Annotated in this window: 13 protein-coding genes; 10 read left to right on the top strand and 3 right to left on the bottom strand. The window is 72.4% G+C overall.

Translation table 11 applies throughout. From position 1 onward, the window contains the following. Positions 1-59: 59 nt before the first annotated feature. Positions 60-2,438, bottom strand: a complete 2,379-nt coding sequence (locus ACIRHA_RS18420) for a bifunctional SulP family inorganic anion transporter/carbonic anhydrase (RefSeq protein ID WP_403846603.1) — start codon at positions 2,436-2,438, stop codon at positions 60-62. 338 nt (positions 2,439-2,776) lie between these two features. Between ACIRHA_RS18420 and ACIRHA_RS18415 the strand changes: the two genes are divergently transcribed. Beyond that, positions 2,777-4,084 carry a hypothetical protein gene (locus ACIRHA_RS18415; RefSeq protein WP_403846600.1) on the top strand — a complete coding sequence of 436 codons (1,308 nt, stop codon included), beginning with the start codon at positions 2,777-2,779 and terminating at the stop codon, positions 4,082-4,084. Positions 4,085-4,102: 18 nt separating this feature from the next. Here the strand turns inward: ACIRHA_RS18415 and ACIRHA_RS18410 are convergent, their stop codons facing one another. Then, positions 4,103-5,083 (bottom strand): ATP-binding protein, encoded by a 981-nt coding sequence (locus tag ACIRHA_RS18410; RefSeq protein WP_403846598.1) that lies wholly within the window; start codon positions 5,081-5,083, stop codon positions 4,103-4,105. Positions 5,084-5,184: 101 nt separating this feature from the next. Between ACIRHA_RS18410 and ACIRHA_RS18405 the strand changes: the two genes are divergently transcribed. Continuing rightward, a complete protein-coding gene (locus tag ACIRHA_RS18405) occupies positions 5,185-6,009 on the top strand; it encodes an oxidoreductase (protein WP_403846596.1) in 825 nt (274 codons plus the stop codon). Between the two features lie 360 nt (positions 6,010-6,369). Here ACIRHA_RS18405 and ACIRHA_RS18400 read toward each other — a convergent pair whose 3' ends face one another. Next, on the bottom strand, positions 6,370-7,221 hold the full coding sequence (locus tag ACIRHA_RS18400) for an HAD family hydrolase (protein ID WP_403846593.1): 852 nt from the start codon (positions 7,219-7,221) through the stop codon (positions 6,370-6,372). A gap of 570 nt (positions 7,222-7,791) precedes the next feature. Between ACIRHA_RS18400 and ssd the strand changes: the two genes are divergently transcribed. The 8 genes from ssd to ACIRHA_RS18360 all read left to right on the top strand — a co-directional run bounded on the left by ssd (position 7,792) and on the right by ACIRHA_RS18360 (position 13,368). Further along, a complete protein-coding gene (ssd, locus tag ACIRHA_RS18395) occupies positions 7,792-8,868 on the top strand; it encodes a septum site-determining protein Ssd (RefSeq protein WP_403846591.1) in 1,077 nt (358 codons plus the stop codon). Between the two features lie 50 nt (positions 8,869-8,918). Continuing rightward, the gene (locus ACIRHA_RS18390) at positions 8,919-9,128 is read left to right on the top strand and encodes a hypothetical protein (RefSeq protein ID WP_403846589.1); all 210 of its coding nucleotides are present in this window, start codon (positions 8,919-8,921) and stop codon (positions 9,126-9,128) included. Next, positions 9,125-10,288 carry a TadA family conjugal transfer-associated ATPase gene (locus ACIRHA_RS18385; RefSeq protein ID WP_403846587.1) on the top strand — a complete coding sequence of 388 codons (1,164 nt, stop codon included), beginning with the start codon at positions 9,125-9,127 and terminating at the stop codon, positions 10,286-10,288. Before ACIRHA_RS18390 ends, ACIRHA_RS18385 begins: the two co-directional genes overlap by 4 nt. 430 nt (positions 10,289-10,718) lie before the next feature. Beyond that, positions 10,719-11,576, top strand: coding sequence for a type II secretion system F family protein (locus ACIRHA_RS18380; RefSeq protein ID WP_403846584.1), 858 nt, complete (start codon positions 10,719-10,721; stop codon positions 11,574-11,576). A 6-nt stretch (positions 11,577-11,582) separates the two neighbouring features. Then, positions 11,583-12,365: a type II secretion system F family protein gene (locus ACIRHA_RS18375; protein ID WP_403846582.1), complete on the top strand. Its 783-nt coding sequence runs from the start codon at positions 11,583-11,585 to the stop codon at positions 12,363-12,365. A gap of 73 nt (positions 12,366-12,438) precedes the next feature. Beyond that, a complete protein-coding gene (locus ACIRHA_RS18370) occupies positions 12,439-12,681 on the top strand; it encodes a DUF4244 domain-containing protein (RefSeq protein WP_403846580.1) in 243 nt (80 codons plus the stop codon). Next, a complete protein-coding gene (locus ACIRHA_RS18365) occupies positions 12,668-13,024 on the top strand; it encodes a TadE family type IV pilus minor pilin (RefSeq protein WP_403846578.1) in 357 nt (118 codons plus the stop codon). The genes ACIRHA_RS18370 and ACIRHA_RS18365 overlap by 14 nt, the downstream gene beginning before the upstream one ends. Further along, on the top strand, positions 13,021-13,368 hold the full coding sequence (locus ACIRHA_RS18360; RefSeq protein WP_403846575.1) for an Rv3654c family TadE-like protein: 348 nt from the start codon (positions 13,021-13,023) through the stop codon (positions 13,366-13,368). Before ACIRHA_RS18365 ends, ACIRHA_RS18360 begins: the two co-directional genes overlap by 4 nt. The last annotated feature ends 75 nt before the right edge of the window (positions 13,369-13,443 follow it).

Genomic DNA, 13,443 nt, shown 5'->3' with positions numbered 1-13,443 from the left:
CCGACCAGGTCGGGAGCCCTACGGTCTCATCTGTTGCACGCAGGCGGGGCCGAGTTGGTTCAGGCTCGCGTGGCGCTGCCTTCGTCGAGGCTGCCGTCGAGGGCGGTGGCCTCGACCTGTCCGAAGACCGGATCGGCCTCCGCGAGCAGATACGCCTGCGCCTCGCCGACGTGGAAGTACATGCCGTGCAGTTCGAGCGCGCCCCGCTCCAGGGCGCGCGCCACGCACTCGTGCTGCCGCAAGTGCTCCAACTGCTGGACGACATTGGTCAGGCAGAGCTGCTCGGCCGCGTCGGCGGGCGCCCGCCCCGAGAGCCGCGCCCAGGGCAGCCCCGCGTCGGACATCCGCGCCAGGCTCGGCATCCCGTGCCGCAGCCAGCGCTTGAGCGGGGTGAGCGCCCCGTGGCCGCTCGGCGGGCTGCTCAACAGCGCCTGCATCGCCCCGCATCCGGAGTGCCCGCACACGGTGATCGACTGCACCTTGAGCACGTCCACGGCGTACTCGATGGCGGCCGCCACCGAGTCGTCCCCGCTCTCGGCACCGGGCAGCGGCACGAGGTTGCCCACATTCCGTACGACGAAGAGATCGCCGGGGCCGCTCGACGTGATCATCGACGTGACGAGCCGGGAGTCGGCGCACGTCAGGAACAGCTGCGTGGGCTGCTGCCCCTCGCGTGCGAGCCGCGCCAGCTCCGCACGCACCAGCGGCGCCGTATTGCGCTGGAACGCGCTGATCCCACTGTGGAGTTGATGACCGCCGGCGCGCCGCGGCTCGGTGGCCTCGGGCTTCGCAGCCCGGTCGTGCGAGGGCCGGTCGCAGTGGTGGTTGCGCCAGGGTGTCCAGGGCCGGCAGCAGGTGTGGCTCGCGCGCGCGGGTTCGGCGATCCTGGCTCCTCCCCGCCCGGCGATCTCGACCTTGCCGCCCTGCGTGGTGTGCGACTTCTGCCAGTCCTGCAGCGCCTCGTAGGCGGCGTGGTCCATGAAGGACCCGTCCAGCTCCACGACACAGTCCGCTCCGTGCGGCACCTGGTGCAGGGTCCGGCTGAGCCGGGGCACCGCGAGGAACGTCAACTGTCCCCGTACGCGCACGTGGTGGACGCCGCGGGAGTCCGTCTCGTGCGTGATGCGGGTGCGCGCGAGGCGGTGCAGGGCGACGCCGACGGCGACCGCGACCCCGAGCCCGACACCTTCGAGCACGCCGAAGACGACGACGCCGAGGGTGGTGACCGCGTACACCAGGACCTCACGGTGGCGGGTGACCGTGCGGATGTGGTTCAGCGACACCATCTGGATGCCGACCGCCATCACCAGGGCGGCGAGGGCGGCGAGCGGGATCAGCTCCAGGACGGGGACCAGGAGCAGCGTGGCTGCTACTACCCAAACGCCGTGCAGCATCGAGGAGTTCCCGCTCACGGCGCCCGCGTTGACGTTCGCCGTGCTGCGCACCGCGACCCCGGCGACGGGCAGCCCGCCGAGCGAGCCGGAGACGATGTTCGACGCGCCCTGGGCGAGCAGCTCCCGGTCCAGGTTCGAGCGGCGCATCGCGGGCGGCAGGTCCGAGCGCTTGGCGGTCATCTTGTCCACGGCGACCGCCCCGAGCAGCGACTGCACGCTGCACACGAGGGTGGTCGTCAGGACCGCGGCGACGATGCCGAGCACGGGCCCGTCCGGCAGGCCGGCGAGCGCATGGCTGCTCCAGGAGGGCAGATCGACCTCGGGCAGGCTGAGCCCGAGGAACGCGGCGGTCACGCTCGCGGCGGTCACGGCGATGAGCGCGGCCGGCACCTTGCGCGCGAAGCGGCCGATCCGTCCCGGGATGCGCGGCCAGGCGAGCAGCACGGTCAGCGTGAGCGCGCTGACACCCAGGGCGGCGGGCTGGGCATTCGCCAACTGGTGGGGCAGAGAGGCCACGTTGGCGAGTACGGAGCTGTCGGGGGTGCCGCCGAGCACGATGTGCAGCTGGGCGACGGCGATGGTGACACCGATGCCGGCGAGCATGCCGTGCACGACGGCGGGGCTGACGGCGAGAGCGGTGCGGGCCACCCGGAGGCAGCCGAGGCCGAGTTGGGCGATACCCGCGAGAACGGTGATGGCGCAGGTGGTCCGCCATCCGTAGCGCTGGATCAGCTCGGCGGTGACGACGGTGAGGCCCGCGGCGGGCCCGCTGACCTGGAGCGGCGCTCCGCCGACGCAGCCGGCGACGATGCCGCCGACGGCGGCTGCGACGAGCCCCGACTCCAGGGGCGCGCCGGTCGCGAGGGCGATGCCCAGGGACAGCGGCAGGGCGATGAGGAAGACCGCGACGGACGCGGAGAGGTCGGCTCCCGCGATGCGGAAGCGGCGGGGCGTGGGCGGTGGACTGTGGGCGGTACGGGCGGCGCCCGAGGGCTCGCCCGTCCGGTCGGCGTCACTGGTGCGGGTGGGTACGCAGGCAGACATGGTTCCCGTCTCCTCCGGGGTGCAGCGCGGTCGCGGAATGTGGGGGTGACCCCTGAGCGGTGGGTGGGGTCGATCGCGGCCGTGGTTCACGGCGTGCAGCGGCGGGATGAAATCAACGCTCGGTAAACGAATCGTAATGCAAAGTAAAGGTTGTGGACGGATCAAAGGGGCAAATGGGGCAGTAGTTCACGCTCAGTAGTGAATAAGAATCCTGGTCGGCTTGTCGGACTAATTCCGTTCGGCTCTCGTGCCACGGTGGCGGCGATGTCCGTACATAACGGGCGTTTCTCTCATTTCACCGCCACACAAGCCGACTCCAGGAAGAAGGTGGGCGGAAGATGGCCGCCACCCACAGGACTGCCGCCAAGCGGCTCGCCGCGGGCATCACCGCCGTCGCGGCGTGCGCCGCGGCACTCGCCGGATGCGCCACCGGGCAAACCGGCGGATCCGGCGAGCACCGCTCCGAGAAGACCAAGCACCAGCAGGGCGCCCCCGGCCCGAAGAAGGCCAAGCCGGGCAGCGCGATCCGGCTCATCGGCGACGGCTCGACCGCGTACACCGGGCGGCAGCCGAACCTGCCACGGGCCGAGCGCCTCAGACCGGGACAGAAGCCACCGCAGTTCGTGGTCTTCTCCTGGGACGGCGCGGGCGAGGACAGCCAGAAGCTGTTCTCGCACTTCCGTAAGGTCGCGAAGGCGAACAACGCGACCATGACGTACTTCCTGAGCGGGGTGTACCTGCTCCCGGAGGGCAAGGCGGACAAGTACCACGCGCCGCAGCACTCGGCCGGCCGCTCGGACATCGGCTTCAACGACGCCAAGGGAATCAGGGACACCGTCGAGCAACTGCGCGGCGCCTGGCTCGAGGGCAACGAGATCGGCACCCACTTCAACGGCCACTTCTGCGGCAAGGGCGGCGGGGTCGGCCAGTGGTCGGTGGCCGAGTGGAAGAGCGAGATCCGGCAGGCCAAGTCGTTCGTGAAGGGCTGGAAGAGCAACTCGGGCCTGAACCGGTCCGCTCCGCTGCCCTTCGACTACGACAAGGAGCTCATCGGCGCCCGCACCCCCTGCCTCGAGGGCAAGGACAACTTCACGCGCGCCGCGAGCGAGCTCGGCTTCCGCTACGACACCAGCGGCGTCAACAACCAGGTCTGGCCCAAGAAGAAGAACGGCCTGTGGGACCTCTCCATGCAGCTCGTCCCGTTCAAGGGCCACTCCTACGAGCAGCTGACCATGGACTACAACTTCATGGTCAACCAGTCCGGCACGGCGACCCAGGGTGACCCCGCGAAGCGCGAGTACTGGGGCGACCAGATGCGCGACAGCCTGCTCGCGGGCTTCGACCGCGCCTACAAGGGCAACCGCGCGCCGCTCGTCATCGGCAACCACTTCGAGTCCTGGAACGGCGGCACCTACATGCGTGCCGTCGAGGAGACGGTCGAGCGGGTCTGCAAGAAGCCCGATGTCCGCTGCGTCTCCTTCCGGCAGCTCACCGACTGGCTCGACGCCCAGGACCCGAAGACCCTGAAGAAGCTCGGAGGTCTCGGGGTGGGCGAGGAGCCGAAGAAGGGCTGGGACTCCTACCTCGGCGACAAGCGGGCCCCGGCCCCGAAGGGGGTCCCGGGAGCACCGGCCGCCAAGTCGTAGATCCGGCACGCCACTTGCTCACGCGGTGGTCGTGACGCTTTCCTGTAGGACGAAGCTGGGGTCGATCTGGGAAGCCAGGTCGGCCCCCGTTTTCTCGTTGCCCCAGCTCTGGGCGTTCTTCAGGTGGAAGTGGACCATCTGGCGCGTGTAGCGCTCCCAGTCGCGGGCCTCGTACGTGGCGTCGGCCGCGTCCTGAAGTGCCTGCAGGGAAGCCTTGTTGGTCTCCTCCAGGAGCTCGAAGCGCGGCGGGCGGCCCTTCTCCATGGCGCGCACCCAGTCCGAGTGCCCGACGGTGACGAGCAGGTCGTCGCCGACCTCGGAGCGCAGGAACTCCAGGTCGTCCGCATCCCGCACCTTGTTGCCCACCACCTTCAGGTCGATCCCGAAGTCCCGCGCGTACTCCTTGTACTGGCGGTACACCGAGACACCCTTGCGGGTCGGTTCGGCGACCAGGAACGTCATGTCGAAGCGGGTGAACATGCCCGAGGCGAAGGAGTCGGAGCCCGCGGTCATGTCGACCACCACGTACTCACCACGGCCGTCGACGAGGTGGTTCAGGCACAGCTCCACCGCTCCGGTCTTGGAGTGGTAGCAGGCGACGCCGAGGTCGGCCTCGGTGAAGGGCCCGGTGACCATCAAACGCACGGCGTGGCCGTCGAGTTCCACGTCGCGGGCGCAGGCGTCGTACACCGGGTTGTTCTCGCGCACCCGGAGCAGCCGCGAGCCCTCGCCGGGCGGCGTGGTCTTGATCATCGTGTCGGCCGAGGCGATCCGTGGATTCGAGCCGCGCAGATAGTCCTTGATCAGGGGCAGCCGGGCCCCCAGCGCGGGCAGCTCGCCCGCGACGCCCTCGTCGAGCCCGAGCGCGGCCCCGAGGTGCTGGTTGATGTCGGCGTCGACGGCGACGACCGGGGAACCGGTGCCGGCGAGGTGGCGGATGAACAGTGAGGACAGCGTGGTCTTGCCACTGCCGCCCTTCCCCACGAAAGCGATCTTCATGTTCACGAAGGGTATCGGCATGGTCGCTGTCCGTGTCCATGCGGCGTGAAGAAGACCACTCCTTCGTGGGGCGGTGCCGGGTGGCCCGTAGGGTCGCACTCATGAGTACGACAGCCGACCCCCTCGCCGCCCTGGCCGATCTGCCGGGCGTGGCCGATTCCGTTGACTCCGTGCGCAAGGCTGTGGACCGGGTCTACGGGCACCGGGTCATGCGGCGTCGCAGCAACGAGATCACGTCCGAGGCGGCGCTGCGCGGGGCACGCGGCAGCGCGGCGCTCTGCGGTGCCGACTGGCCGCTCGAAGAGGTGCGCAGGCGTACCGACTTCAGTGGCGGCGACGGCGACAAGGAGGCGCCCACGGTCGGCGCGGCCCTGCGGCTGACCGCCGAGGCCGGTCAACTTCTCTCCATCTGGCGGCAGTCGCCCCTGCGGGTGCTCGCGCGCCTCCACCTGGTCGCGGCGGCCGACAAGAGTGACGCGGTGGGACGGCCGCGGCTCGCGGGCGAGCCGGTCGACGAGCCGCTCGTCGAACTCCCGGTGCCGGACGCCGAGGAGGTCGCCGGCCGCCTGGAGGGGCTCTCGCAGCTGATCATCGCGGAGAGCGCGGCACCGGCCCTGGTGAACGCCGCCATCGTGCACGGCGAGCTGCTCGCCCTGCGCCCCTTCGGCTCGCACAACGGCCTGGTGGCGCGGGCCGCCGAGCGCATCGTTCTGGTGGGCAGCGGCCTCGACCCGAAGTCCGTCTGCCCTGCGGAGCTGGGCCACGCCGAACTCGGCCGGGCGGCCTACGCGGCCGCACTCGACGGCTATGTCTCCGGTACGCCGGAGGGGATGGCGGCCTGGATCACCCACTGCGGCAAGGCGATCGAACTGGGTGCCAGGGAGTCGACGGCTGTCTGTGAGGCGCTGCAGCGCGGCGCCGCATAGCGGAAAAGAGCCCGGAAAAAGTTCGGGAAAAAGGGGTGCGGCGGTACGAATGCTCGTACCGCCGCTGGCATGTCCACTGGGTTACCAAGCGTCCTCGAGATATTGCCCATCAGGTCGGGAACTTTGCCCGTCGCCTGGTGCGGCTGGCCCGTAATCGACGGGTCGACGTCGCGTGGGTGCCCGGTGTTCATGCATCGGTCCGTGGGGCCTGATTGCGGTTGAAGGTGTTCCTCTCGGATGTCCTTGGTCTCGCGGGCCGTTGAATCCTTTGTACTCCTCCCCTGGGGGAAGCGGAAGCCCTGGTCACACTTCTTTACTTTTAGGTTCAAATAGGGCGAACCGGCGGCGCCGCCGACGGTACTAATGGGCGTCTGACATCGCGCGCCGTCGGCTCGCGTACCAGACCAGGCCGGCCGTGACCGCCGCCGCGCCGACCCCGGCCGCGGCAAGCAGCGCGGGCCGCGAGGGCGCGGACAGGCGGGGCAGGCGCTGCTTGAGCCGGACCGGCTTGTGGAAGTCGAGGATCGGCCACCCGCGCGCGAGAGCCTCGCGGCGCAGCGCCCGGTCCGGATTGACGGCATGGGGATGCCCGACCGAGCTGAGCATCGGCAGATCCGTCGCCGAGTCGCTGTACGCGTGGCAGCGCGCGAGGTCGTACCCCTCGGAGCGCGCCAGCTCCTTGATGGCCTCCGCCTTCGTGGGGCCGTACGCGTAGTACTCCACCTCGCCCGTGAAGCAGCCGTCGTCGCCCACGACCATGCGCGTGGCGATCACCCGGTCCGCGCCGAGGAGCTCGCCGATCGGCTCGACCACCTCGGCCCCCGATGTGGAGACGATGACCACATCACGTCCGGCGGTGTGGTGTTCCTCGATGAGGGACGCCGCCTCGTCGTAGATGATCGGGTCGATCAGGTCGTGCAGGGTCTCGGCGACGATCTCCTTCACCTGCCGCACGTTCCAGCCGCGGCAGAGCGCCGAGAGGTACTCGCGCATCCGCTCCATCTGATCGTGGTCGGCGCCGCCGGCGAGGAAGACGAACTGGGCGTACGCGGTGCGCAGTACGGCCCTGCGGTTGATCAGACCGCCTTGGTAGAACGACTTGCTGAAGGTGAGTGTGCTCGACTTAGCGATGACCGTCTTGTCCAGGTCAAAGAACGCCGCTGTACGGGGCGTGGAGTGAGGCAAGGAGTGGTTTTCCACGGGGCCGAGCATAGGCGCCAACCATTCGGCGTAAGCTGTGGCGCGTGGGTTTGCTTGAGAAGGCTCTCGGGTACACCATGGAAGTCACGGATCGTTCGCGACCGTGCTAACCCGGTCTGGCTCCTCCCCCCCCCGAGTCGGACCGTGGGGACGACCCCCGCTCTCCCCCCCGGCGGGGGTCGTCGCATGTCCGGACCTGTTTTCGGGTCCTTTTTTCATGCCTGCGCGAGGGGTTTTGATGGCTCGCGCGCTTCGGTCCGCGCACCGAAGGGTCATCACGCTGTGTAACCGTCGGGCTGCTCTGCGGACCGTCCCATGCCTAGTTCACAGTGTCACCGGTATGGGTGACGGGGATATTCACAAGCCTTCTCGCGTCCACAGTTATTGACCAAGATCCCCACGTTTTCCGGGATCGCTGCACGGTGATTCCACACGCGAAGTTCGGGTCCGTGTTCATGGCCGGTTTGTTATGGCCGGGCTGTGGCGGATGGGCGGTATTCGGCGCCTGGGACACCGCCGACTTCACGTGTGGAACGGATCGTCCGCATGGGCGGGCGAGCGCGGCGAGAGGGGGACCGGACCATGGCGGAAGTCATCGAGTGCGACGGGCGGGACGTGCGACGCGCCCCGTTGATCGTGACGGAGGACGTGGAGCTGCTGGACGACCTGTTGCGGCTGTGCGCGGCGGCGGGCGTGCGGCCCGAGGTCGGGCACGGGGCGCCGGTGGGCGCAGAGGGCTGGGGCGGCTGGGAATCGGCGCCGCTCGTGCTGGTCGGGGACGATGCGGCGCGGCGGTTGCGCGGGGTGTCCCGACGGCGTGGCGTGATCTTGGTTGGGCGTGATCAGGACGATTCCGGGGTGTGGCGGCGGGCCGTGGAGATCGGAGCCGACCACGTGCTTGTCCTGCCCGACGGTGAGCAGTGGCTGATGGACCGGATCGCCGATGTCGTCGAGGGGGTGGGGCGGCCCGCTCTGACCGTCGGGGTGCTCGGCGGACGCGGCGGGGCCGGGGCCTCCACGCTCGCCTGCGCGTTGGCCGTGGCGTCCGCGCGGTCGGGCCGACGCACCCTCCTGGTCGACGCGGACCCGCTCGGCGGCGGGCTCGATGTGCTGCTCGGCGGCGAGGCGGTGGACGGACTGCGCTGGCCGGCCTTCGCCGAGTCGCGGGGCCGGGTCGGGAGCACGGCCCTGGAGGAGTCGCTGCCCCGGCTGCACGATCTGCGGGTGCTCAGTTGGGACCGCGGAGATCTCGCGACGGTGCCCTCGGAGGCGGTGCGGGCGGTGCTCGCGGCCGGGCGGCGCAGGGGCGGGGTCGTCGTGGTGGACCTGCCGCGCCGGGTCGACGCCGGATCCGTCGAGGCCCTGGCTCAGCTAGACCTGGGGCTGCTCGTGGTGCCACCGGAGCTGCGGGCGGTGGCGGCGGCGCGCCGGATGGCGGGGGCGGCGGGGATGGTGCTGCGGGACCTGCGGGTGGTGACGGCGCCTGCGGGCGGCGCGGGAGGCCTCGCTGCGGACGAGGTGGCGCGGCTCGTCGGGCTACCGCTCGCCGGCGAACTGCCCGCGGACACCGAGGTGTTGAAGGGCGGCCCGCTGGGGCGGTTCTGCGGGGCGTTCTGGGAGCGGATGCCGGTGGCGACGGTGGAGGGGGAAGCGGCGTGAATCGGGAGGGCGGGTGGTTGGGCGCGGGTGGGTGGTCTGTGGAGAGCGTGATGGCGGTCGGCGCTGGGGAGGCGGGGCGGTCGGGTCTGGACGGGCGGCCGGTGGACGGTGTGGTCGGCGATCGGGAGGGCCGGCGGCCGGGCGCGGGCGGGATGCCTGTGGAGGGCGTGGAGGGCGTGGAGGGCGTGGAGGGCGTGGTGGCGGCAGGGGCCGGTGGCGAGTGGGCGGTCGAGCAGTGGGTGCGGGGAGGGGTGTCATGAGTGCGGTGGTCGGGGCGCGCATGTTGGACGGCGTACGGCAGTGGCTCGCCGAGACCGGGTCCGAGGCGACGCCCGCGCGCGTGGCCGAAGCGCTGCGGGCGCAGGGGAGGATCCTGGGCGACGCCGAAGTGCTGGGCGCGGCGGGCAGGTTGAGGTCGGAGCTGGTGGGCGCGGGGCCGTTGGAGCCGCTGCTCGCCGACCCTTCGGTGACGGATGTCCTGGTGTCGGCGCCGGACACGGTGTGGGTCGACAGGGGAGGCGGCCTGGAACGGGCCGACGTGGCCTTCGAGAGCGCCGCCGACGTACGGCGGCTTGCGCAGCGGCTCGCGGCCGTCGTGGGGCGCCGGCTGGACGACGCGCGGCCGTGGGTGGACGCCCGGCTGCCCGACGGGACGCGGCTGCACGCGGTGTTGCCACCGATCGCGGCGGGCTGCACCTGTCTGTCCCTGCGGGTCGTGCGGCCCCGGGCGTTCACGCTGGAGGAGCTGACGGCGGCGGGGACGGTGCCGCCTGGCGGCGACCGGGTGCTGCGGGCGTTGCTCGACGCGCGTCTGTCCTTCCTGATCAGCGGCGGTACGGGCACGGGCAAGACGACGCTGCTGAGCGCGCTGCTCGGCCTGGTGGGGCCCGGGGAGCGGATCGTCCTGGCCGAGGACTCCGCCGAGCTGAGGCCGGACCACCCTCATGTCGTCCGGCTCGAATCGCGCCCCGCCAACCAGGAGGGCGCGGGGGCTGTCGGCCTCGACGACCTGGTCCGGCAGGCGCTGCGGATGCGGCCCGACCGGCTCGTGGTGGGCGAGGTGCGCGGCGCCGAAGTGGTCTCGCTCCTGGCCGCCCTCAATACGGGCCACGAAGGCGGTTCAGGCACGGTGCACGCCAACGCGGCGAGCGATGTCCCGGTGCGACTCGAGGCGCTGGGGACGGCGGCCGGGCTCGACCGGGCGGCGCTGCACAGCCAGTTGGCCGCGGCGGTGTCCGTGGTGCTGCATCTCGTACGGGACCGGGGCGGGCGGCGCCGTATCGCCCAGGTCCAGGTGCTGGAGCGGGACGCGGAGGGGTGGGTGCGGGCGGTACCGGCGCTGGAGTGGGGTGATCGGGGGTTCGCCGAAGGGACGGGGTGGGAGCGGCTCGGCGGGTTGCTGGGGGTGCGGTTGGGGTGAGGGGGCCGGTTGTGGGGGACCGGTTGTGGCGCGAGGTCGGACGTGGGGCTTGGGGTGGTGGGCGTCTGCGGGGCCGAGGTGAGGGGGGCGTGGGGCGTGGTTGTGGGATGGCGGTCAGAGGGTGTGTGGGGCGGTGGGGTCGCTGGGGTCGGCGGAGGGGCGTGTGTCGGCAGCTGGGGAAGACCGGGGCGTGCGTCGTGGGGTCGGCGGGGCTGGTGGAGAGAGGGGGCGTGGGTCGGTGGGACCGGCGGAAAGGGGGCGTGGCTGTGAGGTGGAGGTCAGCGGGCGCGTGGGTCGGCGGGGCTGTGGTGAGGAGGGGCGTGGGGCGATGGAGAGGGGGGTGCTTCGGCGGGGCTGGTGGAGAGAGGCGTTGGTCGGTGGAGGCGGCGGGGCTGGTGGAGAGGGGTGCGTGGGTGTGAGTGGTGGGGGCTTGGGTGGTGGGCCCGGTGTGGCGGTGGCCGCGTTGGGGGCTGTGGTCGCGGTGCGGGCGGTGCGGGTGCGGGAGTTGGAGGTGCGGCGGGCGCGGCGGGTGTTGGGAGTCGGGGCGGACCTCGGGGCGCGGTCCCGGTGGCTGGGCCTGGGGGAGCGGTGGTGGGCGTGGGTGCGGGCGCGGCCCGAGTGGTGGTGCGCGGTCGCCGGGGCCGTGGTCGGGCTCGCCGGCGCCTCGGTGCTGCCGGTCGTGCTCGGGCTGGGTGTCGTACCGGGAGTGGGGCGGCTGGGCAGGGCCCGGGCGGCGCGGCAGGGAAAGGAGCGGCGTGGGGAGGCGGTGATCCGGTTCTGCGGGCTGTTGGCGGGTGAGGTGCGGGCCGGGCGGCAGCCGGGGGACGCGCTGGTGGTGGCGGTGCGGGGGTCGGGGGCGTTGACCGGCGCGGGGAGTGCGGCCGTGGTGGCGGCGGCCAGGTTCGGCGGGGATGTGCCCGGGGCCCTACGGGCGGCGGCGCGAGAACCGGGGGCCGAGGGGCTCAACGGGCTGGCAGCGTGCTGGCGGGTGGCGGTGGACCGGGGCGCGGGGCTCGCGTCCGGCCTCGAACGGCTCGCGGATGCGCTGCGTGCGGAGCGGGACCAACGGGCCGATTTCAGAGCCCAGTTGGCGGGCCCCTCGTCGACCACGGTGATGCTCGCCGGGCTGCCCGTGTTCGCGCTGCTGCTCGGGGCGGGCATGGGGGCGCGGCCCCTGCGAGTGCTGCTGCACACGTGGCCGGGGATCGGCTGTCTGGTGGTGGGAGGGGCGTTGGAGGCCGCCGGGTTGTGGTGGGCGATGCGGATCGTGCGAGGGGCGGAGGGGTGAGAGGCGATGGACGTTGCCCACAGGCTGGGGGCGGTGCTGTGCGCCGCGGTGATGGTGATGTGGCTGGTGCGGGAGGTCGCGGCCCGGCGGGCCGAGCGGTCGTTGCGGCGGCGGGTGCGGCTCGTGCTCGAGGTGGCCGCGGCGGAGTCGGCGCGGCGGAACGTGGGGCTGTCGCCCGCGGTGCGGCGGTGGGTGCCGGTCGCGGGGGCGGTGTGTGCCGGGTTCGTGCTGGTGGGCGGGGTGGCCGGGGTCGTGGTCGGGGCGGCCTGCGGGGTGGGGGTGTGGAGTTGGTGGCGCGGCAGGGAGGAGGGCGCGAGAGCAGGGGTGGGGGCGAGCGTGAGGGGAGACGCGGTACGGCAACTTCCCTTGGCCTCCGACCTGTTGGCGTCGTGTCTTGCGGCGGGTGCCGGGCCGGTGGAGGCGGCGCGGGCCGTCGGTGAGGCGTTGGGCGGACCTGTCGGGCGGGGGCTCGAGAGAGGCGCCGCGCAGGTGCGGCTCGGTGGCGAACTTGGTGTGGCGTGGCGGGAGTTGTCGGCCGTGCCGGGCGCCGATGAGCTGGTCCGGCTGTTGGAGCGGGCGGGCGAATCGGGAGCTCCGGCGGCGGCACCGGTGGCGCGGTTCGCCGGGGAGTGCCGGGCCGAGCGGGGGCGTCGGGCGACGACGGTGGCACGCCGGGCCGCGGTGGCGATCACGGCGCCCGTGGGCCTGTGCTTCCTGCCCGCGTTCTTGGTGGTCGGAGTGGTGCCGGTGGTGATCGGACTGGGAGGCGGAGTGCTGGGAGGGAGATGAGTGGCGGGCTCCGGAAGGCAGAACAGGGCGAGTTCCGCAAGACAGAACAGGATGACGGGTCAAGGGAGTTGGCATGAACGGAATGCGAGCAGGTCGGGCGTACGGGTGGCTGCGCGGAGGCGTTCTTCGAAGGGCGCGGTCGTTGCGGGCGGTGCGGTCGGCGCGGCCGGACGCCGGGATGGTCAGTGCCGAGTACGCGGTGGGGCTGATCGCCGCGGTGGGCTTCGCCGGGGTGTTGTACCAGGTGGTGACGAGCGACGTGGTGCAGTCGGCGCTGCAGTCCTTGGTGGCGAAGGCGCTCCATGGGTCGTTCTGAGCCCCGGCGCGGCGACCGGGGATTCGTGACGGCGGAGGCGGCCGTGGCGCTGCCGGTGCTCGTGGCGTTCACGATGGCGCTGGTCTGGGTGGTGCTCGCGGCGTCGGCGCAGATCAGGTGCGTGGATGCCGCGCGTGCCGGGGCCAGGGCCGTGGCACGGCAGGAGGCCAGGGGCGCCGCGGTGGCGGCGGCGCGGGAGGCCGCGCCGCCGGGCGCGCGGGTCGCGGTGGGCCGGGAGGGCGATCTGGTGCGGGTGACGGTGCGGGCGAGGTCCGTGGGGCCGGGAGCGCTCGGCGTGGAACTGAGCGCGCAGGCCGTGGCGGCGGCGGAGGAGGCGACGTGACGGGGCCGCGCGACCGCGGGTCGGCGACCGTGTGGGTCGTGCTGGCGATGGCCGTGGTGGGGGCGGTGTTCGGGGCGGTGCTGGCCATGGGGCAGGCGGTGGAGGCGCGGCACCGTGCGGGCTCGGCGGCCGACCTCGCGGCGCTTGCCGCGGCGGACCACTGGACGGAGGGCAGAGCGAAGGCGTGCGCGCTGGCGACACGGGTGGCGCGGGCGCAGGCGGCGGGTGTGGTGCGGTGCGCGGTGCGCGGGGAGGTGTCGGATGTGACCGCGGTGGCGGGGAAGCGGATGTTCCGGGCGGAGGTGAGGGCGCGGGCGGGTCCCGCGGGGCCGGGGCAGCCCTGAGGGTTGCGCGGCACCGTGGCGCCGCCTTGCCCACCCTGCCGCCCAAGGCGGCAGATTGCCCAAGGCGAGGTAATT

Source organism: Streptomyces sp. NPDC102360 (assembly GCF_044766085.1).
In the GTDB taxonomy this organism is placed as follows: domain Bacteria; phylum Actinomycetota; class Actinomycetes; order Streptomycetales; family Streptomycetaceae; genus Streptomyces.
Note: the sequence above shows the minus strand (reverse complement) of the source record. Positions and strands in the feature narration are given on the sequence as shown.

What these genes read in the sequence shown, in the direction of transcription:
- ACIRHA_RS18420 (WP_403846603.1), bottom strand. Translation starts at nt 2,438, where the DNA reads ATGTCTGCCTGCGTACCCACCCGCACCAGTGACGCCGACCGGACGGGC.
- ACIRHA_RS18415 (WP_403846600.1), top strand. Translation starts at nt 2,777, where the DNA reads ATGGCCGCCACCCACAGGACTGCCGCCAAGCGGCTCGCCGCGGGCATC.
- ACIRHA_RS18410 (WP_403846598.1), bottom strand. Translation starts at nt 5,083, where the DNA reads ATGAAGATCGCTTTCGTGGGGAAGGGCGGCAGTGGCAAGACCACGCTG.
- ACIRHA_RS18405 (WP_403846596.1), top strand. Translation starts at nt 5,185, where the DNA reads ATGAGTACGACAGCCGACCCCCTCGCCGCCCTGGCCGATCTGCCGGGC.
- ACIRHA_RS18400 (WP_403846593.1), bottom strand. Translation starts at nt 7,221, where the DNA reads ATGCTCGGCCCCGTGGAAAACCACTCCTTGCCTCACTCCACGCCCCGT.
- ssd (WP_403846591.1), top strand. Translation starts at nt 7,792, where the DNA reads ATGGCGGAAGTCATCGAGTGCGACGGGCGGGACGTGCGACGCGCCCCG.
- ACIRHA_RS18390 (WP_403846589.1), top strand. Translation starts at nt 8,919, where the DNA reads ATGGCGGTCGGCGCTGGGGAGGCGGGGCGGTCGGGTCTGGACGGGCGG.
- ACIRHA_RS18385 (WP_403846587.1), top strand. Translation starts at nt 9,125, where the DNA reads ATGAGTGCGGTGGTCGGGGCGCGCATGTTGGACGGCGTACGGCAGTGG.
- ACIRHA_RS18375 (WP_403846582.1), top strand. Translation starts at nt 11,583, where the DNA reads ATGGACGTTGCCCACAGGCTGGGGGCGGTGCTGTGCGCCGCGGTGATG.
- ACIRHA_RS18370 (WP_403846580.1), top strand. Translation starts at nt 12,439, where the DNA reads ATGAACGGAATGCGAGCAGGTCGGGCGTACGGGTGGCTGCGCGGAGGC.
- ACIRHA_RS18365 (WP_403846578.1), top strand. Translation starts at nt 12,668, where the DNA reads ATGGGTCGTTCTGAGCCCCGGCGCGGCGACCGGGGATTCGTGACGGCG.